We start from the raw sequence: 22286 nt of genomic DNA on the forward strand, positions 1-22286 counted from the left end.
CTCAGATTCCCTTGATGGTGATGGCGACGGTGGAGCCCTCCGGGGCCGTCTCGCCGCCCTCGACGGACTGGCCCGTGACCTCGTCGCCGAGGAAGGGGAAGGACTTCTCGACCTTCACCTCGAAGCCGGCGTTCTCCAGCTCCTCGCGGGCCTCGTCGGTCGTCATGCCGACGACGTCCGGGACCTCGACCGGGCGCGGGCCCTTGGAGACCGTCAGGGTGATCGCGTCGCCCTTCGCGGCCCGGCTGCCCTCGGCGAGGGACTGGGCCGCGACCGCGCCCGCGTCCTCCGGGGAGTGCACCCGCTCCGGGGCGACGATCACCTTCAGCCCCGCCTCCTGGAGGCTCGCGGTGGCGTCCTCGACGGTCTCGCCGGTCACGTCCGGGACGTCGACCGGGGCGCCCTTGCTGACGACGAGCGCCACGGCGGAGTCCGGGGACCGCTCGGTGCCCGGCTCCGGGTCGGAGCCGATCACCGCGCCCTGGGCGACGGTCGTGCTGAAGGCGGAGGTGACCACGCCGGGGGCGAGGCCCTCCTCGGCCAGGATCCGCTTGGCCTCGCCGAGCGGCTTGTTCTTCAGGTTGGGCACCTTCACCAGCTCGGGGCCCCGGGAGAGGGTGAGGGTGACGGTGGTGTGGCTGCGGATCCGCTCGCCGGGCGCCGGGTCGACGCCCATCACGGTGCCGCGCTCGTACACGTCGCTGAAGGCGCGCTTCGTCGTGCCCAGGTCGAGCCCGGCGTCGGACAGCCGCTTCGCCGCCACCGCCTCCGGCTGGCCGAGGACGGCGGGAACCCGGGTGAACTGGCCGGAATTGATGTACCAGACGCCGGTGCCCAGACCGAGGGCGAGCAGGACGCCGAGGACGATCAGGAGCGGGCCGCGCGGCGCCGGTCGCCGGAGGCGGCGCGGGCGGGACGGCGGCGGCTCGGGGGCCGAGAGGCGGCTGGTGTGCTGCACCGCGTGCGGCTCCCCGGCCTCCGGCGCGGGCACGGGCCGGGCGATCACGCCGGTGCGGTCCTCGCCGGTGTCCCGCTCCCCGGCCCGGGCCCGCGGCGGCAGCGCGTCCAGCTGCTCGTCGGTGAGCGCGGCCCGCGCCTCCCGGGCCAGGGCGAGCAGCGCCACCGCGTCCTCGGGGCGGACCTCGGGATTGCGGGCGGTCGCGGCGGCGACCAGGTCGTCCAGGGCCGGCGGCAGCCCGGGGACGGCGGCGGACGGGGCCGGCACGTCGGTGTTCAGGTGCTGGTAGAGGACCTGGGCGGGGGTGTCGCCGGAGTGCGGCTTGGCGCCCGTCAGCATCTCGTAGAGGACGACCCCGCAGGCGTACACGTCGGCCCGGGTGTCGGCGGTGCCGTGCTCGATCTGCTCGGGGGCGAGGTACGAGACGGTGCCGAGGACCGCGCCGGTGGTGGCGGTCGCCGAGCCGACCGACCGGACGAGGCCGAAGTCGGCGACCTTGACCCGGCCGTCGTCCCCTATCAGCACGTTCTCCGGCTTCATGTCCCGGTGCACGAACCCGGCCCGGTGCGCGGCGCCCAGCGCGGCGAGCACCGGCTCCAGGACGTCCAGGGCGGCGCGGGGCTGGAGCGCGCCGCGCTCGCGGAGCACGTCGCGGAGCGTGCAGCCGGAGACGTACTCCATCGCCAGGTAGACGTACGCCCCCTCGGCGCCCTGGTCGAAGACGCCGACGACGTTCGGGTGGGCGAGGCGGGCCACGGACTTCGCCTCGCGGATGAAGCGCTCCACGAAGACGGCGTCGGCGGCCAGCGCCGGGTGCATCACCTTGAGCGCGAGCACCCGGTCGAGGCGGGTGTCGACGGCCCGGTAGACCGTGGCCATCCCGCCGACGGCGATGCGCGCGTCGACGCGGTAGCGGCCGTCGAGCAGCCGCCCGACGAGGGGGTCCTGAAGGGTCGTGTCCACGGCGTCGAGTCTACGAGCCGCCGCGGACACCCCCCGCCGCCCGGGCCCGACCGCAGCACGCTTGTGACGTACCCCGCGCGGCGGCGTCAGAAGGCGGGCCGCTCCGGGTCCAGCCGGGCCAGCCCCTCCGCGGGGGAGGAAGCCTCCGCGAAGTGGCGGCGGGGGATGCGGCCCGCGCGGCGGGCCAGCCGCCCCGCGTCCACCGCGTGCCGCATCGCCGAGGCCATCAGCACCGGCTCCTGCGCGCGGGTCACCGCCGAGGCGAGCATCACCGCCGCGCACCCCAGCTCCATCGCGAGCGCCGAGTCCGAGGCCGTCCCCGCGCCCGCGTCGAGGATCACCGGCACGCCGGCCCGCTCCACGATCAGCTCGAAGTTGTGCGGGTTGCGGATGCCGAGGCCGGAGCCGATGGGGGAGCCGAGCGGCATGATCGCCGCGCAGCCGACGTCCTCCAGCTTCCGGGCCAGGACCGGGTCGTCGTTGGTGTAGGGCAGCACGGTGAAGCCGTCGTCCACCAGGGCCTCCGCCGCGTCGAGCAGCTCCACCCCGTCGGGCAGCAGGGTCCGCTCGTCCGCCACCACCTCCAGCTTGACCCAGTCGGTGCCCAGCGCCTCCCGCGCGAGCCGGGCCGTGAGCACGGCCTCGCCCGCGGTGTGGCAGCCCGCCGTGTTCGGCAGGACGCGGATGCCGAGCCGGTCCAGGACGGAGAGCACCGAGCCCTGCACGGTCGGGTCGAGGCGGCGCATGGCGACCGTGGTGAGCTGGGTGCCGCTCGCCACCAGGGCCCGCTCCAGGACGTCCAGGCTCGGGGCGCCGCCGGTGCCCATGATCAGGCGGGAGGAGAACTCCGTACCGCCGAGGACGAACACGTCGTCGGACATCGCGCTCAGCCCCCCTGCACCGCGGTCAGCACCTCGACCCGGTCGCCCTCGGCGAGCGGGGTCGCCGCCCACTCGCCGCGCGGCACGACCGTCTCGTTGAGGGCGGCGGCGACCCCGGCGGGGGCGGTGGTGAGGGTGGCGACCAGGGAGGCCAGGGTGGCGGGGCCGGCGAGCGCGCGCGGCTCGCCGTTCACGGTCACGTTCATGCGGGCTGCTCCTGACGTGCGGAGAGGACGGCGGGGAAACGGCGGGGGGAGAAGGGGCGCGCCTCGTCGGGGAGGACGCCCGTCGTGAGCACCTCCGCCATGACGTCGCCGGTCACGGGGGTGAGGAGGACCCCGTTGCGGTAGTGCCCGGTGGCCAGGTGGAGGCCCGGCAGGGCGCTCGGCCCGAGCAGCGGCGCGTTGTCGGGGGAGCCGGGCCGCAGCCCGGCGAGGGTCTCGGTGAGCGGCAGCTCGGTCAGGCCGGGCACCAGCTCGTGGGCGTCGCGCAGCAGCTCGTACACCCCGCCCGCGGTCACCGTGGTGTCCCAGCCCAGCTCCTCGCTGGTGGCGCCGACGACCAGCTCGCCGTTCTCGCGCGGCACCAGGTAGACGTGGCTGCCGCGGACCACGGCCCGGACGGTGCGGGAGAGGAAGGGGGCGTACGGGGCGGGGATCCGCAGCCGCAGGACCTGGCCCTTCACCGGGCGGACCGGCGGCACGACCGCCGGGGGCAGGCCCGCGAGTCGGCCGCTGAGGCTGCCGGCGGCGAGGACGGTCTGCCCGGCGGTCAGCTCCGTGCCGTCCCGCAGGACGACGCCGCGCGCCCGGTCGCCGGCCACCGAGAGCCGCTCGGCGAGGGCCCGGTGGAGGACCACCCCGGCCCGCTCGCAGGCGACGAGCAGCGCGGCGGCCAGCCGCCGCGGGTCCACCTGGTGGTCGCCGTCCACCCGGAGGCCGCCGCGGACCCCGGGCGCCAGCATGGGTTCGAGCCGGCGGCAGTCGCGGCCGCTGAGCCATTCGGAGGCCAGCCCGCAGCGGGTCTGGAGGGCGTGCAGTTCGCGCAGGTGGGCCCGGTCGTCGGCGTCGAGGGCGACGGCGAGCGTGCCGCAGGCGCGGTAGCCCACGCCGAGGCCGGCGGCCTCCTCCAGCTCGGCGACGAAGGCGGGGTAGCGCGCGGCGGAGGAGAGGTTGAGCCCCAGGAGGGTCTCCTCGCCGTAGTGCAGTTCGGTGACGGCGGCGAGCATGCCGGCCGCGACCCGCGCGGCGCCGCCGCCCGGCTCGGGGTCGACGACGGCGACGGTCAGCCCGCGCCGGGCGGCCCGCCAGGCGGTGACGAGGCCGATGACGCCGCCGCCGATCACGAGGACGTCGGTGGTCCGACGGTCTTCTGTTCCTTCGGAAGGACGCATGGGCGTTCCCGCCCCTCCCTTCGCCGGCATGACCCGGATCAGGTTCGTACGGTCGGAGGCCGGCCAGCCTCCCTCTCAGCCCGGTGCGTCCGGGCTCCCGCGAGTGGTGTGTGCCCGCCACCCTAGCCGCCGTCGCCGGGGCGCCACAGGGGGCCTCTGTTCTGACGGTTCGTCAGGTGCGTAAGGTGGACGGGTGAGCGAGCAGAAGCAGACCCAGCGGCACGTGGTGATCGTCGGCGCGGGCATGGCGGGCGTGCAGACCGCCGTCGCCCTGCGCGAACAGGGCTTCGAAGGCCCCGTCACCCTCATCGGCGCCGAACCCCACCAGCCCTACGACCGGCCCCCGCTCTCCAAGGCGGTCCTCCTCGGCAAGGCCGAACACTCCGCCTTCGACGTCGACTTCGAGTCCCTCGGCGTCGACCTCCGCCTCGGCCTCGACGTCACCGGACTGCGCCCCGCCGACCACGAGCTCGTCACCGAGGAGGGCCGCTTCCCCTACGACGTCCTCGTCATCGCCACCGGCGCCCACCCGCTCACCCTGCCCGGCACCGAGGGCGTCCCCGGCGTCCACCTGCTGCGCACCCTCGACGACGCCGTCCGCCTCGGCCCCGTCCTCGCGGACCGCAGCTCCGTCGTCGTGGTCGGCGCCGGCTGGATCGGCGCCGAGTTCGCCACCGCCGCCCGCGAGGCCGGCTGCGCCGTCACCGTCGTCGAGGCCGCCGCCCTCCCGCTCGCCGGCGCCCTGCCCGCCGAGGTCGCCACCGCCATGGCCGGCTGGTACGCCGAGAGCGGCGCCGAACTCCTCACCCACGCGCGCGTGGACACCGTCCGGCCCGGCGCCGTCGCCCTCGCCGACGGCCGCGAACTGCCCGCCGACGCCGTCGTCGTCGGCATCGGCGCCCGCCCCGCCACCGGCTGGCTCGACGGCTCCGGCATCGCCCTCGACCCGAGCGGCGCCGTCACCGCCGACGACCGGCTGCGCACTTCCCTGCCCGACGTGTACGCGGTCGGCGACTGCGCCTCCTTCCCCTCCGCCCGCTACGGCGAGCGGCTCCTCGTCCACCACTGGGACAACGCCCTCCAGGGCCCCCGCACGGTCGCCGCCGACATCCTGGACGCCGCCCCCGCGCCGTACGACCCCGTCCCGTACTTCTGGTCCGAGCAGTTCGGCCGCTTCGTGCAGTACGCGGGCCACCACGAGGGCGCCGACACCCTGGTCCGGCGCGGCGACCCGGCCGGCGCCTCCTGGTCCGTGCTCTGGCTGCGCGCCGGGGTCCCCGTCGCCCTCCTCGCCGTCGGCCGCCCCCGCGACCTCGCCCAGGGCCGCAGGCTCATCGAGGCAGGCACCCCCCTCGACCCGGTCCGCGCCGCCGACCCCGCCGTCCCCCTGAAGTCGGCCGTCCTCCAGGAGCCGTAGGGGCCGTCCGCCGATTTCCGCCGGGCCCGGCACCCCCGGACGGAGGCGGTCGGACGGGGCCCGACTACCGGCTGTCGGTCCCGGATGGCAGGCTTGTCCCGTGACCGAGATTGACGCAAACATCGATGCTCTCGTCCCCGCCTGGCTCTACCTCCCCGACATCGCCGAGATGCTCGACGTGGAGGTGACGCGGGTGCGGCAGCTGGTGAAGGAGGGCCAGCTGATCGCCGTGCGCCGCGGAGAGAACAACGCTCTCCAGGTGCCCGCCGCCTTCATCCAGGACGGCAAGGTCGTCAAGGGCCTCGTCGGCACCCTGACGCTCCTGCGGGACGACGGCTTCTCCGACGAGGAGATGCTGGAGTGGCTCTTCACCGCCGACCCGACCCTGCCCGGCACCCCCGCGCAGGCCCTCGGCGAGAATCGCGGCACGGAGGTGAAGCGCCGCGCCCAGGCGCTCGCCGTCTGAGACACCGGACCACCACGCCGGTGCCGGGGCCCCGCGCCGCGGCACCGGCGCCACCCGACGGGGGGAACCACCATGCCCACGCCTCGTGAGCGGCTCGCCGACGCCCGGCTCTACCTGTGCACCGACGCCCGGAAGCGCCAGGGAGACCTGCCCGACTTCCTCGACGCCGTGCTCTCCTCCGGCGTCGACGTCGTCCAGCTCCGCGACAAGGGCATGGAGGCCGGCGAGGAGCTGGAGCACCTCGCCGTCCTCGCCGACGCCTGCCGCCGCCACGGCACGCTCCTCGCCGTGAACGACCGCGCCGACGTCGCCCACGCCATCGGCTCCGACGTCCTCCACCTCGGCCAGGGCGACCTGCCCGTCCCCGCCGCCCGCGCCATCCTCGGCGAGGGGGTGCTGATCGGCCGTTCCTGCCACGCCGAGTCCGAGGTGGACGCGGCCGCCGCCGAGCCCGGCGTCGACTACTTCTGCACCGGCCCCTGCTGGCCCACCCCCACCAAGCCCGGCCGCCACGCCCCCGGCCTCGACCTGGTGCGTCACGCCGCCGGGCTCGCCCAGGACCGCCCCTGGTTCGCCATCGGCGGCATCGACGCGACCAACCTCGACCAGGTGCTGGACGCCGGCGCCCGCCGGATCGTCGTGGTCCGCGCCCTCACCGAGGCCGACGACCCGGCCGAGGCCGCCGCCTCCCTCGCCAAGCGCGTCCGGGAGCGGGCCGGCGCCTGACGCCCGCCCGGCGTCCCGTCCTCCCGGGGCGCGCGGGCGGCCCCGGCGAGGGCCGGGACCTGCCCTCGCGGCCGGAACCATCCGTACCGGTGTCCGAAAAAGTGTCCAGTACGCGGACGCGGTTTCCACGGCCCCCTGGACCCCGTCTAACCTGCCCGTATGGCCCTTGGAACCGCTTCCGTCCGCACGGACCGCGCCCGCACGGTCCGCGAGATCCTCGCCGCCGGGACGTCGTACTCCTTCGAGTTCTACGCCCCCCGGACGGCCAAGGGCGAGCAGGTCCTCTGGAACGCCATGCGCCGCGTCGAGGCCGTCGGCCCCAGCTTCGTCTCCGTGACCTACGGCGCCGGCGGCTCCACCCGCGGCGGCACGGTCAAGGCCACCCAGAAGATCGCCTCGGACACCACCCTCACCCCGGTCGCCCACCTCACCGCCGTCGACCACTCCGTGGCCGAACTGCGCAACGTCCTCGGCCAGTACGCCGACGCGGGCATCCGCAACATGCTGGCGCTGCGCGGCGACCCGCCGGGCGACCCGCTGGGCGACTGGGTCGAGCACCCCGAGGGCGTCCGCTACGCCGCCGACCTGGTCCGCCTCATCAAGGAGTCCGGCGACTTCTGCGTGGGCGTCGCCGCCTTCCCCGAGATGCACCCCCGGTCCACGGACTGGGACACCGACGTCCGCCACTTCGTCGACAAGTGCCGGGCCGGCGCCGACTACGCCGTCACCCAGATGTTCTTCGACCCGGAGAACTACCTGCGGCTGCGCGACAGCGTCGAGAAGGCGGGCTGCGAGACCCCGATCATCCCCGAGGTCATGCCCGTCGTGACCGCGAAGACCCTCGACCGACTGCCCCAGCTCAGCAACGCGGCCTTCCCCCCGGACGTGAAAGAACGCATCCTCGCGGTCAAGGACGATCCCGCCGCTGTACGCTCCATCGGTATCGAGTTCGCGACGGAGTTCTGCGCGCGTCTGCTGGCCGAGGGTGTCCCCGGACTGCACTTCATCACGCTCAACAGCTCCACCGCGACGCTCGAGATCTACGAGAATCTCGGACTGCACCAGCAGTCCTGACCGGTCACACCCGCCCCGACCCGCGGCGGAGGCCGTAGAGAGGGGCGGCGGGGCATGGGGTGGACGGTCCTCTACATCGCGTTCGGTCTGGTGGCGCTCTGGCTGCTGGGCGAGGTGCTCCTCCAGTACAAGGCGCGGCTGCGCTGGCGGATCCTCGCCTTCTGCGGCTTCCTCGGCGTCGTCGCCGGCGTGATGATGTCCTCGGAGGCGGTCATCATCGCCGGCGCGGTCGCCTTCGCCGTCGGCCAGACCTTCGTGACCCTCTCCTTCCGCCGCGGCTTCTCCACCGGCTGGGCGATCGGCGGCAGCCCCGGCGCCAGCCGCCGCCGCAAGGCGGCCCCCGCCCCCGAGGCCGGCCCCACCCTGGAGGTCTCCGGCCTCTCCTACGAGGACGCCGGCGCGGCCCACGCCCCCGGCCCCGACGCCGAACACCTCCACGCGGGCGACGACCCCACCTCCGTCTACGAACCGCAGCCCCTGCCCGAGGACACCGGACAGTACGGCGTCTACGGCGGCGGCCCGGCCGACCAGGCCCCGCAGGCCCCCGCGTACGGCGGCTACGACACCGGCGCCTACGACGCCGCCCCCGGCCACGACGCCGGCTACGCCCCCGCCGCGCCCGCGTACGACCCCTACGCCGCCGGGTACGAGCAGCAGCCCGCCTACGACTACGGCGCCACCGGAGGCCCCCAGCAGTACGCCGCCTACTCCGACCCGTACATCGGCCCCGGCACGGACGGCCAGCAGTACACCTCGTACTACGGCGACCCCTACGCCCCCTCGTACACCTACGACACCCCGCCCGGCGGCGTCTGGGTCCCGCAGCAGCGCGACACCGACGAGCAGCAGCCCCAGCCGCACGCCCCGGGCCAGTACGGCCACGAGCCGCACCCGGACGGGCAGTCCGGGTACCGCTACTGAGGTCCCGCCCGGCCGGGCCCGGTCACCGCGAGCCGCGGAAGTCCGCGCCCTCCACGATCAGCCCGGCCACCAGCGCACCCGACATGCCCGCGTGGGCGAGCCCGCCGCCGGGGTGCGACCAGCCGCCGGCGAAGTAGAGGCCGGGGACGGGGGAGACGTTCGCCGCCGGCAGCAGGGCGACCGCCCCGCCCAGCGCCGGACCCGGCACCTCGGCCGTGCCGGTGTCCGCGCGCACGTCGTCCGGTGTCCGCACGTGCCGCCACAGCTCCCGTCCGGCCAGCCCGGGGACGGCCCGCCCGGCCGCCTCCACCATCAGGCCGGCGTACTCCTGCCAGTCCCGCGCCGGATGCGTCGGCACCGTGGCCGTCACCGTCACCGCCTCGTGCTCCGCGTCGGGCCGCAGCGCCGGATCGTCGGGCCGCAGCACCGTCACCGTCGGCCGGCCGTCCTCGGCGTGCACGACCGTGCGGTGCGCCACCCCCTCCTCCCGGGCCCCGCGCAGCGCCAGGTGGACCGTCACCCTGCTGGTGCCCAGCACCTGGTGGGGCGCCCAGTCCTCGCTGCCGCCCCAGTCCACCAACTGGTCCACGTAGAGCGCGGGCACCGGGATGCCGGAGACGACGTGGTCGGCGTCGACCGTCTCGTCCGTCTCCAGGCCGACCCCCACGGCCCGCCCGTCCTTCTCGACGACCTCCGTCACCGCCGTGTCGAAGACGAACTCCACCCGCCGCTCCCGGCACCGCTCGTACACCGCGTCCGCGAGCGCCCGGATGCCGCCGGCCACGTACCAGCTGCCGAAGGTCTGCTCCATGTACGGCAGCACGGCGGCGGACGCCGGGGCGGAGGACGCCGGGAAGCCGTACGCCTCCGCGTACGAGCCCAGCAGGGCGATCAGCCGGGGGTCGCGCAGCTCGCGCTCCCCGACCTGCGCGAGCCTCCGCGTCGGACGGCGCAGCAGCCCCGCCTTCAGGGCCGGGTACGGCTCCTGGGCCAGCCGCTTCGGGTCGGCGGGCTGCGGCTCCTCCAGGAGCGGGCGCCGGGTGCGGTCCCACGCCTCGCGGGCCCGCACCAGGAAGTCGCCCCAGCGCTCGCCCGCGCCCGCGCCGAGCGCGGCGTCCAGGGCGGCGAGCGTGCCCGCCCGGGAGGCGTTCGGCAGGTCCACGCGCGTGCCGTCGGCGAAGACGTGCCGGGCGGCCGGGTCGACCTGGCTCAGGCCGACGCACTCCTCCAGCGGCTTCTTCCCCGTCTTCACGAACAGGTCGCGGTAGACCGCCGGCAGGTGCAGCAGCCCCGGCCCGGTGTCGAAGGCGAAGCCGTCCCGCTCGAAGCGGCCGACCGCCCCGCCGTACGTCGACGACCGCTCGTACACCGTCACCGCATGTCCGGCGACCGCCAGCCGCGCCGCCGTCGCCATGGCGCCCAGACCCGCGCCGATCACCACGATCCGTCCCATGTCAGGGACCCTATCGGCCTCCGCCGGCGGAACGGTCCGCAGGTGGGCCGCCCCCGGCCGCCGCGAGCCTGCGCTCCTCGCGGCGCTGTGCCCGGCGGCGGAGGAAGCGCCGGATCCGGGACGCGAGGAAGACCAGCAGCCACACGCCGAGCGCCAGCAGCACGGCGGCGATCACCGCCGCCGCCACCGGGTGGAAGATCGCGAAGGTGATGACGCCCGCCACCGCGAGGTCCTCGCCGGTGCTGAGCGCGATGTTGGAGAACGGCTCCGGCGAGGTGTTCACCGCCATCCGGGTGCCCGCCTTGACCAGGTGGCTCATCAGCGCCGTCGAGCCGCCGATCGCCCCCGCCGCCAGCTCCGGCAGCGAACCGCTCTCCCCGGCCAGCAGCGCCGCCACCACGGCGCCCGCCACCGGCCGGATCACCGTGTGGACGGAGTCCCACACGTTGTCCACGTAGGGGATCTTGTCCGCGACCGCCTCGCAGAGGAACAGCACGCCGGCGACGATCAGGACGTCCGTGCGCTGGAGCGCCTCGGGCACCTCGTCGGTGAGACCGGTCGCGCCGAAGACGCCGAGCAGCAGGACCACCGCGTACGCGTTGATCCCGCTCGCCCAGCCGCTCGTGAAGACCAGGGGGAGTACGGACACGTCCGCGATCGTAACGAGACGGCGCCCGTCCGTCACGGCTGAGTACGCGTACTCAGCCCCCGAGATGAGTACCCGCGCGGATGGGGGAGGGGCCGCCCGGAGGAGAGAGTGGAGCCCACGGAAGGGGCGCGGCTCCGGGACCGCCGGCACGGGGCGGCGGAACGGAGCCGCGCGCCTGCCGGCACGGGGGACGTGCACGGGGGTGTACGAAACGGAGCGCCGGTCCGGCGTGGCTCGGGGGGATCGAGCCTCGCGGGACCGGCGCTTCTCGTCGTCCGGACGGGGCGGGGACGGCTCAGCGGCCCCCGCCCACGCGCCCGTGCAGCAGCAGCGACAGCGCCGCGTGCACGTCGTCGAGGGAGCGTTCGCTCTGGAATGCCTTCCAGTCGAGGGCGGCCACGAGGACCATGCCCACCAGGGCGGCCGCCGTGAGCTGGACGTCGATCTCCTCGCTCAGCTCGCCGGCCTCGACGCCCTCGCGCAGCACCCCCTCCACCACCGCGACCGCCTCCTGGCGCACCACCAGGAGCGTGGAGTTCCACGCCCGGTTGGTGCGCCAGAGCTCGGCCACGTACAGCTGGGTGAAGGCGGGGTAGCGGTCGATGAAGACCAGGCCCGCGCGGATCATCCCGTCCAGCGCGGCGACCCGGCTGCCGCCGCGGGCCGCCGTCTCCTCGGCCGCCGTCCGCAGGGAGGCGGTGAGGAGGGAGACGCCGTGGCGCAGCAGCTCCTCGAAGAGCTCGGTCTTGCTCTTGAAGTTGTAGTAGACCGTGCCCTTGGCCACCCCGGCCCGCTCGGCGATCTCGTCGACCGTGGTGGCCGAGAACCCCTGCTCGGCTATGAGGGTGACGGCCGCCTCGTAGAGCTTGGCGCGGGTGGCCCGGCGGCGGGTGCTGCTGCTGTCCATGGGGTCGATTCTCACAGAGGCGGCGCGGGTCACAGGGACAGTTCCGGGTGGAGCCGGTCCAGCGTCCACACCTGCTTGCGCCTCGCGGTGACGGCGGTCAGGGCGAGCGCGCCGAGGGTGAAGGCGGCCAGGACGGCGACGGCCTCCCAGACCGGGCCGAGCCCGCCGCCGGTGATGAGCCGGCGCAGCGCCTCGACCACGTGGGTCATCGGCAGGAAGGGGTGGACGGCGTTGAAGAACCCGGGGCTGGTCTGCACCGGGTAGGTGCCGCCCGCCGAGGTCAGCTGGACCATGAGCAGGGCCAGGACCAGGATCCTCCCGGCCGCGCCGAAGCGGGCGTTGAGCCACTGGATGATCGCGGCGAAGCAGCAGGTCACCAGGGCGAGGAAGCCGACCGTGCCGGCCGCCCGGTCCATCTCCAGGCCGAGTCCCCAGTGCAGGACGGACAGGAGCGCGCCGACCTGGAGGACGCCGATCGCCGCCACCGGGAGCCAGCCGGCCAGCGCGATCCGCCAGGCGGAGGCGCCCGCGGCGAGGGCCCGGCGGTTCATCGGCTGGATGATCATGTAGGCGACCATCGCGCCGACCCAGAGGGAGAGCGGGATGAAGTACGGGGCGAAGCCCGTGCCGTAGTTCGGCGCCTTGTGGAGCGACTGGGCGGCCAGCTTCACCGGGTCGGCCATGACCTCCGTGCGCCGGTCGCGCTCGTCCTTGTCGTAGTCCGGGATCTTGTCGACGCCGTCCTTGAGGCCCGTGGCGAGCGAGCCGGAGCCGTCGGCCAGTTTGAACAGGCCGCCGTCGAGGTCGCCGGCGCCCTTCTTCAGCTTCCCGACGCCGCTGTCCAGGCTGACCGACCCGGCCCGGGCGCCGCTGACGCCGGTGTGCAGCTGCTCGGCGCCCTCGGCGACCTTCTTCGCGCCCCTGTTGAGCTCGTTGATCTTCCGGATGGCGCCCTCGACGTCCTCGTCCAGGTGCGGGGCGCGGGCCGCCAGCTCGTCGGCCTCCTTCTTGAGCTTCTTCAGCCGGGTGTCGAGCGTCTTCAGGTCGCCCTTGCTGTCCTTGGTCAGCTCGTGCACGTCGTCCGCGACGGTGGCCACGTCGCCGGCGGTGGTCGACGCCTCCTTCAGGGCGGCGCAGAACTCCTTGGTGTCCGGGAGGACGAACCCCTCGGGCAGGGTCACGCCCTCGGGGAGCTCCACCGGCGGGGTGGTGGCGGCGCCGGGCTTCTCGCAGGACTCGCGGTGGAGCCGGCCGAGGGTGTCGTCCGCCTTGTGGGCGGCGGAGCGCAGGAGCGGGGCGCGCTCGACGAGGTCGGCCAGGTCGTTGCGGGCGGCGGTGGCCGAGTCGGAGACCAGCTTGGCGGTGTCGCGGATCGACCTGCCGTTGTTCGCCAGGTAGGGGCGGACCTTGTCGGCGGTGCCGTTCACCTTGTCGGCGAGGGTCTGGGTGCCGTTCGCGACCTTGCGGGCGCCGCTCTGGAGGTCCTTGGAGCCCTTGTCGAGCTTCTTCAGGCCGGAGGCCAGGTCGCTGCTGCCGGTCTTGGCGTCCTTCAGGCCGTCCGAGAGGTCCTTGGACCCCTTCTTCGCCTTGTCCACGCCCTTCTTCAGGTCGGCCGCGCCCTTGGCGGCCTCGGCGGTGGCCTCGTGGATGTCGGAGAAGGAGATGAAGATCTTGTCGAGGAAGGTGCGGGAGGACTTGGTGGAGGCGGCGGTGCGCACCTCGGAGAAGACCGTCCGCGAGATCTGGCCGACGATGTAGTTGTTGGAGTCGTTCGTGCGGACCTTCAGGGCGCCGGTCTCGGGGGAGTCCCCGGAGCTGGACGCGATCCGCTCGCTGAAGTCGCCGGGCACGGTCAGGGACAGGTAGTACCTGCCGTCCTCGACGCCCTCGCGCGCCTCGGCGTCGCTCACGCGGTGCCACTCGAAGGTCCTGCTGTCCAGCAGCCCCTCGGTGATGTCCTCGCCCGCGGTGATCCGCCTGCCGTCGGCGGTGGCGCCGCGGTCCTCGTTGACCAGGGCCACGGGGAGCCGGTCGAGCCGGCCGTACGGGTCCCAGAACGAGTACAGGTACAGCGCGCCGTACAGCAGCGGCAGCAGCAGGACCGCGACGAGCGCGGCGCGCGGCAGCTTGCCCCTGCCGAAGCGCCTCAGCTCAAGCGCGGCCAGTTTCGGCGAGCGCATCGGCCGCCCCCTCCTCGGTGATGTCGTCTTCGGTGGCCGCGGCGGGCCCTTCGGCCGCGGCGGGCTCGGTGGCCGGGGTGGTCTCGGCGGTCTCGGCGGGCTCTTCGGCCGCGGCGGGCTCGGTGACTGCGGTGGGCTCGGTGGCCGTGCCGGGCCCGGCGGCCGTGCCGGGCCCGGCGGCCGTGCCGGGCTCGGTGGGCTCTGCGGGCCCGGTGGCCGGGGTGGCCGCGGCGGTGCCGACGGTGGTGATGCGCAGGGCGTCCGCCGGGGCCTCGCTGCAGACGGCGAGGACGGTGGTGCCGCCGGCGGCCACCGCGCGCAGCAGCGCCCACGCCTCGGCCCGGTCGGCGTCCGACAGCTTCAGGTCCGTGTCGTCCACGCCGATCAGCCGGGGCCGGCCCATCAGGGCCAGGGCGATCGACAGGCGCAGCGCCTCCAGGCGCTCCAGGTCCCGTACGGAGGTCCGCTCGCCCTTCGGCAGGGCGGCGAGGTCGAGCCCGGCGGCCGCCAGCGCCTCGGCGATCCGGGCCCTGGCCTCGGCCGCCCGGGTGCCGGGGCGGCGCAGCAGGGCGCGGACCGAGCCGTCGAAACGGCGCTGGAGCAGCGCCCGCTCGCGCAGGTGCTCGGCGACGGTGAGGGAGGGGTCGAGCTCGCTCACGCCGGGGACCTGGCCGAGCCCGGCGATCCGGCGCACGGCGGCCATCTTGCGCGGCAGTCGCAGCCCGCCGACCTCGGCGTGCCCCTCCTGGGTCTTCATCCGGCCGGTGAGCGCGAGCAGCAGACAGGTGCGGCCGGTGCCCGAAGGCCCTTCGAGCGCGACCAGGGCGCCCGCCCCGGCGCGCAGCGACACGTCCCGGAAGGCCCAGCCGCGGGGGCCCTTGAGCCCCAGCCCCTCGGCCACGACCTCGGCGCCGCGCGCCGCCGGCCCGCCGCCGGAGCCGCTCTCCCCGCCGGCCCCCTCCGGAGCCGGTCCTGTGCTCAGGTCCTCGGATCCCACGGACCCACCCCCCCGCTTCCCCTCTTTTGGACTGACTGGTCAGTCCAAAAGTTACCCGGGAGTCGCTTCGCTGGCAAAGTCCCAGGTCAGCGTGATTGTCAGTGGGTGCCTGCACGATGGACACAGACGGCGACAAGACCGTCACACGACGACAGGAGGCTCGTCATGGCCAGTCCTTTCGCAGCAGCCGACGTCCACCCCGTGTCCCGCAGGACCGCCGCCCCGCCCGCCGCCCTCGACCTGCTCGCCAAGGCCCGCGCCGGACTCGACGAGGCCGCGGCCCTCGACCGCCCCCACGAGAGGTACGCCACCGCGCACCTCGCCGCCCTGCGCACCGCGGCCGCCGTCCTCGCCGCCCGCGCCCGGCCCGTGCCCCCCACCCGCCGCCGCCAGGCCATAAGGAGCGCCTGGGAGCTCCTGCCGCAGCTCGCGCCCGAGCTCACCGAGTGGAGCGTCCTCTTCGCCTCCGGCGCCCGGCGCAGGGCGCTCGCCGAAGCCGGGGTCGCCGACGCCGCGACCGCGCGCGACGCCGACGACCTCCTCAGGGACGCCGCCCACTTCCTCCGCCTGGTGGAGCGGCTGCTCGCGCTCCGGCCGGTGCTGCCCCGGCAGCCCCCCGAGGACGGGGCCGCCGGTTGATCCGCGCGGCGCCCCGGAGGCCATAGGGTGGGGAGGTCCGTACCCGTCACCGAGGAGTCAAGAGCCGTGCCGGACCCTTCCCCCGCCTTCGGCCGTGAGGCGTCGTCGCGCCCGTCGCGCGCCTCTCTGCGAACCGCCGTCGTCTGGGACGTCCTGAAAGACGCCCTCGACCGCCGCGTCGGGACCACCGGCAAGGGCAGCCTGGACGTCCTGGACACCGGCGGCGGCTCCGGCAACTTCGCGGTGCCGGTGGCCCGCCTCGGCCACCGCGTCACCGTCGTCGACCCCAGCCCCAACGCGCTCTTCGCGCTGGAGCGCCGCGCCGCCGAGGCCGGGGTCGCCGAGCTGGTGACCGGAGTCCAGGGCGACGTCCGCGGCCTCTTCGACGTCGTCGAGCGCGGCGCCTACGACGCGGTCCTCTGCCACGGCGTCCTGGAGTACGTGGACGACCCGGCCGAGGGCGTGCGGAACACGGTGGCCGCGCTCCGCCCCGGCGGCGCGCTCAGCCTGCTCGGAGCCGGACTCGGCGGCGCGGTCCTCGCCCGTGCCCTCGCCGGACACTTCACCGAGGCCCGCACCGCACTGGGCGACCCCGACGGACGCTGGGGCGACGGCGACCCCGTGCCCCGGCGCTTCACCGCCGAGCAGCTCACCGGACTGGCCGAGGAGGCCGGGCTCTCCGTCGGCGCCGTCCACGGCGTCCGGATCTTCGCCGACCTCGTGCCCGGCGTCCTCGTCGACACCGAGCCCGGCGCCGCCGAGGCCCTGCTGAAGCTGGAGGCGGCCGCCGCCGAGCTGTCCGCCTTCCACGCCGTCGCCACCCAGTTGCACGTCCTCGCCGAGAAGCCCGTCTGAGACGGCGGAACCCAGGGCCCCCGCCACCCGTTCGGAGGTGTGGGCCCCGCTCTGCCGCAGGCAGCCCCGCAGACGGCTTCGCGCCGTATGATCGAGTGAAACCATCCGGCATGACGGGCGGGCGGCTGGGGAATCAACGCCTCACCAACCGATCCGCGTGGCGGCCCGGATTGGCTGTTCGGCATTGAGGGCGGGTTTCACGGGGGCGATTCCCTGCCTATCCTGAAAGGGCCGCAAACCGGTCGCCCCCGCGGCCGACGACTAGGAGGACTCCGTGCCGCTCTCGGAGCACGAGCAGCGAATGCTCGAGCAGATGGAGCGAGCGCTGTACGCCGAAGACCCCAAGTTCGCGACAGCGCTCGAAGGAAGCGGGCTGCGCACGTACACCCGGCGACGGGTGTATCAGGCAGTCGCCGGCTTCCTGGTGGGTATCGCGCTCCTCATGGCCGGGCTGGTCTTCTACGAGGACGGCCTGATCTGGATCAGTGTGGTGGGATTCCTCGTCATGCTGGGCTGCGCGGTCCTGGTGGTGACCGGATGGCGCAAGGCGCCCCGGCCGGGAGAGCAGTAGCAGGTCAGGGGCGGGACGGCGGCCGGAGGCCGTCGGACCCAGGCGCGACGCTCCATGATGGACCGGATCGAGGCGCGGTGGCAGCGACGCCGCGACGAACAGCAGGGCGGCGGCCACTGACGCCCCCCTGAGCGGACGCCCCGCACCCCCGTGACCCCAGCCCCGCCGGCCCCGAGCCCCGGCGGGGCCGAGTCGTTCCAGGGCCCTTGCGCCGACGCGGTGGCGCCGTTCCGTTGTGGGCAGTCGTTCCGCCGGGGCGGAACCGGTGGGCACGACGGAACGGCACCCTGCGCGGATGCTTCCGCTTCCGGGCCTGGACCCGCACCCCGTGCGCAGTGCGCTTGAGGTGCGGGTCCAGGCCCGGAGAGCCTCGGCCCGGCAGGGGGCGCCGTCCCTGTGCCCGCCCGTCCCGCCCCTGGCGGGACGCATGCCCACAGGGACGGGCGGGAGGCCCGTCAGGGGGAGGGGCGGAGACGGGAGAGGGCGTGGGAGGAGCGGGTTCTCAGGGCGGTCCAGCGGGCCGAGGCGGTCCAGTGGAGACGGGCCGCCGAACGCGGGGCGAAGCGGGCCCGGAGCCGCCCGCCGCGCGAGGCGTTCGCGTGGAACCCGGCCCGTACCCGCTCCGCGTCCCGCGCCAGCCCGGAGACCGGCCGCGGCACGGGCGCGTAGAGGACCTCCTCCACGGCACCGGCCACCCGGTGCACCGCCTCGGCCGCCGCGCCGTCCAGCCCGCCCGCCCGGACGATCCGCTCCGCGGTCCTCCGGGGGGTCTGCGCCTCGTCCGGTTCCACGCCGTGGTCCCAGGCGGTGTCGCCGATCTCCCGCCACACCGCCAGCGGACCGGCGGACGGGGCGAGCCGGCGGGCCCGCACCCGGGTCCGCCACAGCATCGGGGCGAAGGGGACGGCGAGCAGCAGCAGCGCGCCCAGCGTCCACAGGGCGACCGCCGGCAGGTTCGTACCGCCGCCGGAGGAGGCGTCGTCGGCCGCCGCCGGGTTCTTGTCGCACTCGCCGAGGCGGCGCAGCTCCGGCGGGCAGCTCTCCGAGGCGCTCGGCGCCGCCGAGGGCTGCGCGGAGGCCGACTGCGAGGGCTGCGCGGGACCGGTCGGCCCCCCGGTGGGGGACGCCTGCCGGGTGTAGGAGGGAGTGGAGCCGCGGGACGGCGTCGGCTCGAAACGGGTCCAGCCGGCGCCCTCGAAGTACAGCTCGGGCCAGGCGTGGGCGTCCCGGATGCCGACCGAGACCGAGCCGTCGGACTGGGTGGTGCCGGGCATGAAGCCGACCGCGACCCGCGCCGGGATGCCCAGCGTGCGGGCCATCGCCGCCATGGAGAAGGAGAAGTGGATGCAGAACCCCTCCTTGTCCTTCAGGAAGCGGGAGATCGCCTGCGTACCGGTCCCGGACGTCACGTCCACGTCGTAGCGGAAGCCGCCGTCCTCGGCGAACCAGTCCTGGAGCCGGACGGCCCGCTCGTAGTCGTTCCGCGCGCCCTTGGTGACCTCCAGGGCCGTCGCCCCGACGTCGTCGGGGAGGCTGTCGGGCACCTTGGTGTAGTCGCGGCGCAGCTGCTCCGGCGGGGGGCCCGCCGCGGAGAGCTGTTCGCCGGTGGGCTGCACGTCGAGGCTGGTCACCTGGTAGCGGACGCCCTTGGTGGTCTGCTTGTCGTCGCCGACGAGCATCCGGCCGGCCGGCTCGAACCGCCAGCGGCCCTCGATGTCGACCCGGGCGGCCGGGAACGGCATCGGCAGCCACTTCTGGTCGTACCCCTCGGTGGCGACGAAGTTGCTGGTCACCTCGGAGGTGCGGACGGACTGGGAGAGGCCGTCGGGCCAGGGCAGCGTCTTCGGCACCGCCTCGATCGGGCGGACCGAGGACTTCCACGAGGTGCCGTCGAACTGGTCGAGGGCGACGAGCCGCAGGTACAGCCCGCTGTTGTCCACGGCGTTGGTCCGGTAGCGCAGGACCTCGAAGTCCTCCGGCTGGCGCAGGTTGTCCTGGAGGGAGACCAGCGGGTTGACGGCCGCGATGGTGCCGCCGCCTCCGCCGCCCTCGCCGGGGCCGCCTCCGCCGCCGTTGCCCAGGAGCCCGCCGGAGAAGCCGGGCAGGACCAGCGGCACCACCAGGGCGGTGCCCATGGCGACGGCGCCGATCCGGCGGCCGGTGCGGACCGGGGCGAAGCCCGTCGCGCCGCTGCCCACGGTGGTGCCGGACCGGCCGGTGCGCTGGGCGCCGCCGAAGACCCGTCCCCAAGCGGAGAGCCGGTCGCGGCCCTCGGCGAGGAGCAGCAGGAGGTAGCCGGTGGCGGCGAGCACGAACCAGAGCCGTCCCGCGCCGCCGCCGGACAGTCCGGCGGCCACCGAGTACAGCGCGAGCAGCGGCAGCCCGGCCGGGGCGGCGCGGCGGAAGGTGACCGCCAGGACGTCCACGAGCAGCCCGATCGCCAGCACGCCGACGACCAGGATGAGCCGGATGCCCTCGGTGTCCGGGGCGGGGACCGCGTAGGTCCCGATGTCGTCGGTGCCGAGCCGGAAGAGCTCCACCACGCGCGCCCCGGCGAGCGGTCCGGGCAGGAAGCCGAAGAGCGCCTGCTCCCGGGCGAAGACCACGGTCAGCGCGATCACGTCGACCAGCAGCTGGGCGCCGATCGTCAGCGGCCGGGCCAGCGGGACCCGCCGCCCCAGCATGCCGACGGCGCTCTGGAGGGCGAGGAGGAAGGCGGCGGTGAAGATCCAGGTGGCCGGCTTCACCAGGGGCAGCAGCGCCCCCGCGGCCAGCAGGGAGGCCGCCCACGCGGCCAGGGTCAGACGGGTGAGTCCGCTCATGCCAGGCCCCCGTGTCCGTCCGTGACGACACCGTCCCGCAGGTCTCCCGCGGCCTGCTGCCAGAGGTCGGAGGGCCGGGCCCCGGGCGGGACGGGGACGACGGTCCAGCCGGCCTCCCGCAGCTGCCGGACCCGGGTCTCCACGGGCCCGGTCACGGCGCCGGCGGTGAGCCAGGAGCCGGAGTCCAGGACGAAGGCGACGGCCGTGCCGGCCCGGCCGCGCATCCGGCCGACCAGGGCTGCCTGTTCCTCGTCCAGGTCGCCGAGGAAGGCGACGAGCAGTCCGTCGCTCCCGGCGCGCAGCACGTCGGAGGCGCGGGAGAGCCCGGCGCCCTCGGAGTGGTCGACGATCGCGAGGGTGTCCATCATCAGTCCCGCGGTCTCCACGGAGTCGCCGCCGGACGCGCCCGCGTAGCCGTCGGAGCCCTCGCCGGGGACCGCGGCACCGGTGTCGGTGAGCAGCCGGACCGCGTAGCCGCGCTCCAGCATGTGGGTGAGGACGGAGGCGGCGCCGGAGACGGCCCACTCGAAGGCGGAGTCGGGGCCCGAGCCCTGGTAGCCGACCCGGCGGGTGTCGAGGAGGACCGTGCAGTGGGAGCGCTGCGGCTGCTCCTCGCGGCGGACCATCAGCTCGCCGTACCGGGCGGTGGAGCGCCAGTGGACCCGGCGCAGGTCGTCGCCGTGCCGGTAGGCGCGCGGGATGACGTCGTCGTCGCCGGCGAGCGCCAGCGCGCGGTGCTGTCCGTCCCCGTAACCGGAGGCCTCGCCGCCGAGCCGGACCGCGGGCAGCGGCGTGGTGCGCGGGACGACGGTCAGGGTGTCGTACGCGCTGAATGAGCGGGTGAGCTCGCACATCCCGAAGGGGTCGCTCAGCCGGAGCTGGAGCGGGCCGAGCGGGAAGCGGCCGCGCAGGTCGGAGCGGACCCGGTAGGAGACCTCGCGCCGGCCGCCGGCCTCGACCCGGTCGAGGACGAAGCGGGGGCGGGGCCCCAGCATGTACGGCACGTGGTCCTGGAGCATGAGCAGGCCGGTGGGGAGCTTGGAGACGTTCTCCATGCGGAGCTGGACGCGGGCCTCGGTGCCGGCCTCCACCCGCTGCGGGGTGAGCCGCCGGGAGGTGGCGACCCGGTAGCGGGTGCGGTGCAGGACGAGGGCGCAGATCAGCGGCAGCGCGGCGAGCAGCAGGCCGACGCGGAGAAGGTCGGCCTGGCCGAGCACGTAGGCGCAGACGGCGGCGGCCGCCCCGGCGGCGAGGAAGGAGCGGCCGCGGGTGGTGAGGCCGCCGAGGGTGGCCCGCAGGTCCCCCCGGCCGTCCTCGGCCGGGGGGACCTGCGGGCCGTCGCGGTCGTCGGCCCGCTGCCCCTCGGGTGCGGCGGGGGTGGCCATCACAGCTGTCGGCCCCCGGGCTGCCGGCCGTAGGGCTGTGCCGCGGGCGGGGCCGCGGACGGGACGGGGGTCCGCTGGAGGATGTCGAGGACGACCTGCTCCGCGTTGCGGCGGCCCAGCTGGGCCTGCGCGGTGGGCAGCAGGCGGTGGGCGAGGACCGGCACGGCCAGTGCCTGGAGGTCGTCGGGGAGCACGTACTCGCGGCCGGCGAGGGCGGCGGAGGCCCGGGCGGCGCGCAGCAGGTGGAGGGTGGCGCGCGGGGAGGCGCCGAGCCGCAGGTCGGGGTGGACGCGGGTGGCGCCGACGATGTCCACGGCGTACCGCCGCACGGAGTCGGCGACGTGCACCGAGCGGACCGCGTCGATCAGCTTGAGGACGTCGTGGGCGTGGGCGACCGGCTGGAGGTCGTCCAGCGGGCTGACCGCGCCGTGCACGTCGAGCATCTGGAACTCGGCCTCGGGGCTCGGGTAGCCGATGGAGACGCGGGCCATGAAGCGGTCGCGCTGGGCCTCGGGCAGCGGGTAGGTGCCCTCCATCTCGACCGGGTTCTGGGTGGCCACGACCATGAAGGGGCTGGGCAGCTCGTAGGTCTGCCCGTCGATGGTGACCTGCCGCTCCTCCATGGACTCCAGGAGCGCGGACTGGGTCTTCGGCGAGGCGCGGTTGATCTCGTCGCCGATGACGATCTGGGCGAAGATCGCGCCCGGCTTGAACTCGAACTCCCGACGCTGCTGGTCGAAGATCGACACGCCGGTCACGTCCGACGGCAGCAGGTCGGGAGTGAACTGGATGCGGCGCACCGAGCAGTCGATGGACCGCGCGAGCGTCTTGGCGAGCATGGTCTTGCCGACACCGGGCACGTCCTCGATGAGGAGGTGGCCCTCGGCGAGCAGCACCGTCAGCGCGAGACGTACGACCTCGGGCTTGCCCTCGATCACGCTCTCCACCGAACCGCGGATCCGCTCCGCGGTGGTGGTCAGATCTGTGAGGCTCGCTCGGTCGTCATAGGTCGTCACCCCGGCCCTCCTC

The 22286-nt window shown here is 75.1% G+C and carries 19 protein-coding genes, 1 pseudogene and 1 riboswitch; of the genes and pseudogenes, 8 read left to right on the top strand and 12 right to left on the bottom strand.

The features are described 5' to 3' along the window. Window position 1 precedes the first annotated feature (1 nt). The 4 genes from pknB to thiO form a co-directional block, all read right to left on the bottom strand. Window positions 2–1921, bottom strand: coding sequence for a Stk1 family PASTA domain-containing Ser/Thr kinase (gene pknB / locus IE326_RS28995; protein ID WP_190043747.1), 1920 nt, complete (start codon window positions 1919–1921; stop codon window positions 2–4). 86 nt (window positions 1922–2007) lie between these two features. Next, window positions 2008–2802: a thiazole synthase gene (locus IE326_RS29000; protein ID WP_190043748.1), complete on the bottom strand. Its 795-nt coding sequence runs from the start codon at window positions 2800–2802 to the stop codon at window positions 2008–2010. Window positions 2803–2807: 5 nt separating this feature from the next. Beyond that, window positions 2808–3008 carry a sulfur carrier protein ThiS gene (gene thiS, locus IE326_RS29005; RefSeq protein ID WP_150227755.1) on the bottom strand — a complete coding sequence of 67 codons (201 nt, stop codon included), beginning with the start codon at window positions 3006–3008 and terminating at the stop codon, window positions 2808–2810. After that, on the bottom strand, window positions 3005–4195 hold the full coding sequence (thiO, locus tag IE326_RS29010) for a glycine oxidase ThiO (protein WP_150227754.1): 1191 nt from the start codon (window positions 4193–4195) through the stop codon (window positions 3005–3007). Before thiO ends, thiS begins: the two co-directional genes overlap by 4 nt. Beyond that, a riboswitch (TPP riboswitch) is annotated at window positions 4193–4306 on the bottom strand. It overlaps the preceding gene by 3 nt. 82 nt (window positions 4307–4388) lie before the next feature. Between thiO and IE326_RS29015 the strand changes: the two genes are divergently transcribed. The 5 genes from IE326_RS29015 (at window position 4389) to IE326_RS29035 (ending at window position 8799) form a co-directional block, all read left to right on the top strand. After that, window positions 4389–5612, top strand: a complete 1224-nt coding sequence (locus IE326_RS29015) for an NAD(P)/FAD-dependent oxidoreductase (RefSeq protein WP_190043749.1) — start codon at window positions 4389–4391, stop codon at window positions 5610–5612. Between the two features lie 100 nt (window positions 5613–5712). Beyond that, window positions 5713–6078 carry an Rv2175c family DNA-binding protein gene (locus tag IE326_RS29020; RefSeq protein WP_030756553.1) on the top strand — a complete coding sequence of 122 codons (366 nt, stop codon included), beginning with the start codon at window positions 5713–5715 and terminating at the stop codon, window positions 6076–6078. A 72-nt stretch (window positions 6079–6150) separates the two neighbouring features. Next, window positions 6151–6804, top strand: coding sequence for a thiamine phosphate synthase (thiE, locus tag IE326_RS29025; RefSeq protein WP_190043750.1), 654 nt, complete (start codon window positions 6151–6153; stop codon window positions 6802–6804). 159 nt (window positions 6805–6963) lie between these two features. Then, a complete protein-coding gene (gene metF, locus IE326_RS29030; RefSeq protein WP_150227751.1) occupies window positions 6964–7878 on the top strand; it encodes a methylenetetrahydrofolate reductase [NAD(P)H] in 915 nt (304 codons plus the stop codon). 54 nt (window positions 7879–7932) lie between these two features. Beyond that, window positions 7933–8799 carry a chromosomal replication initiator protein DnaA gene (locus IE326_RS29035; RefSeq protein WP_190043751.1) on the top strand — a complete coding sequence of 289 codons (867 nt, stop codon included), beginning with the start codon at window positions 7933–7935 and terminating at the stop codon, window positions 8797–8799. A 22-nt stretch (window positions 8800–8821) separates the two neighbouring features. On the opposite strand, the gene IE326_RS29040 is transcribed toward IE326_RS29035, so the two are convergent. From IE326_RS29040 to IE326_RS29060, 5 genes are all read right to left on the bottom strand, one after another. Further along, on the bottom strand, window positions 8822–10252 hold the full coding sequence (locus IE326_RS29040) for a phytoene desaturase family protein (protein ID WP_190043752.1): 1431 nt from the start codon (window positions 10250–10252) through the stop codon (window positions 8822–8824). 10 nt (window positions 10253–10262) lie between these two features. Further along, complete coding sequence (locus IE326_RS29045; RefSeq protein WP_150227749.1) at window positions 10263–10901, bottom strand: DUF4126 domain-containing protein; 639 nt, start codon at window positions 10899–10901, stop codon at window positions 10263–10265. Between the two features lie 295 nt (window positions 10902–11196). Next, on the bottom strand, window positions 11197–11808 hold the full coding sequence (locus IE326_RS29050; RefSeq protein ID WP_150227748.1) for a TetR/AcrR family transcriptional regulator: 612 nt from the start codon (window positions 11806–11808) through the stop codon (window positions 11197–11199). 29 nt (window positions 11809–11837) lie between these two features. Continuing rightward, window positions 11838–13988, bottom strand: coding sequence for a YhgE/Pip family protein (locus IE326_RS29055; RefSeq protein ID WP_190043753.1), 2151 nt, complete (start codon window positions 13986–13988; stop codon window positions 11838–11840). Beyond that, complete coding sequence (locus tag IE326_RS29060) at window positions 13960–14889, bottom strand: ATP-binding cassette domain-containing protein (protein WP_229915781.1); 930 nt, start codon at window positions 14887–14889, stop codon at window positions 13960–13962. The genes IE326_RS29055 and IE326_RS29060 overlap by 29 nt, the downstream gene beginning before the upstream one ends. Before the next feature lie 261 nt (window positions 14890–15150). Between IE326_RS29060 and IE326_RS29065 the strand changes: the two genes are divergently transcribed. From IE326_RS29065 to IE326_RS29075, 3 genes and pseudogenes are all read left to right on the top strand, one after another. After that, entirely contained in the window at window positions 15151–15624 is a 474-nt protein-coding gene (locus tag IE326_RS29065; protein ID WP_170313798.1) for an SAV_6107 family HEPN domain-containing protein, read from the top strand. Between the two features lie 66 nt (window positions 15625–15690). Beyond that, window positions 15691–16479 (top strand): class I SAM-dependent methyltransferase, encoded by a 789-nt coding sequence (locus IE326_RS29070; protein ID WP_150227745.1) that lies wholly within the window; start codon window positions 15691–15693, stop codon window positions 16477–16479. A 274-nt stretch (window positions 16480–16753) separates the two neighbouring features. Continuing rightward, window positions 16754–17170: pseudogene (locus IE326_RS29075) on the top strand (SCO2097 family morphological protein). 335 nt (window positions 17171–17505) lie between these two features. On the opposite strand, the gene IE326_RS29080 reads toward IE326_RS29075, so the two are convergent. Genes IE326_RS29080 through IE326_RS29090 form a run of 3 tightly spaced genes read right to left on the bottom strand, consistent with a single transcriptional unit; the run spans window position 17506 to window position 22273 of the window. Further along, window positions 17506–19872: a transglutaminaseTgpA domain-containing protein gene (locus IE326_RS29080; RefSeq protein ID WP_190043754.1), complete on the bottom strand. Its 2367-nt coding sequence runs from the start codon at window positions 19870–19872 to the stop codon at window positions 17506–17508. After that, the gene (locus IE326_RS29085; RefSeq protein ID WP_190043755.1) at window positions 19869–21257 is read right to left on the bottom strand and encodes a DUF58 domain-containing protein; all 1389 of its coding nucleotides are present in this window, start codon (window positions 21255–21257) and stop codon (window positions 19869–19871) included. The genes IE326_RS29080 and IE326_RS29085 overlap by 4 nt, the downstream gene beginning before the upstream one ends. Continuing rightward, window positions 21257–22273 (bottom strand): AAA family ATPase, encoded by a 1017-nt coding sequence (locus IE326_RS29090; RefSeq protein WP_150227741.1) that lies wholly within the window; start codon window positions 22271–22273, stop codon window positions 21257–21259. Before IE326_RS29090 ends, IE326_RS29085 begins: the two co-directional genes overlap by 1 nt. Window positions 22274–22286: the final 13 nt, after the last annotated feature.

The sequence above is a fragment of the Streptomyces filamentosus genome, assembly GCF_014654895.1.
GTDB classification, from domain to species: Bacteria; Actinomycetota; Actinomycetes; order Streptomycetales; family Streptomycetaceae; genus Streptomyces; species Streptomyces filamentosus.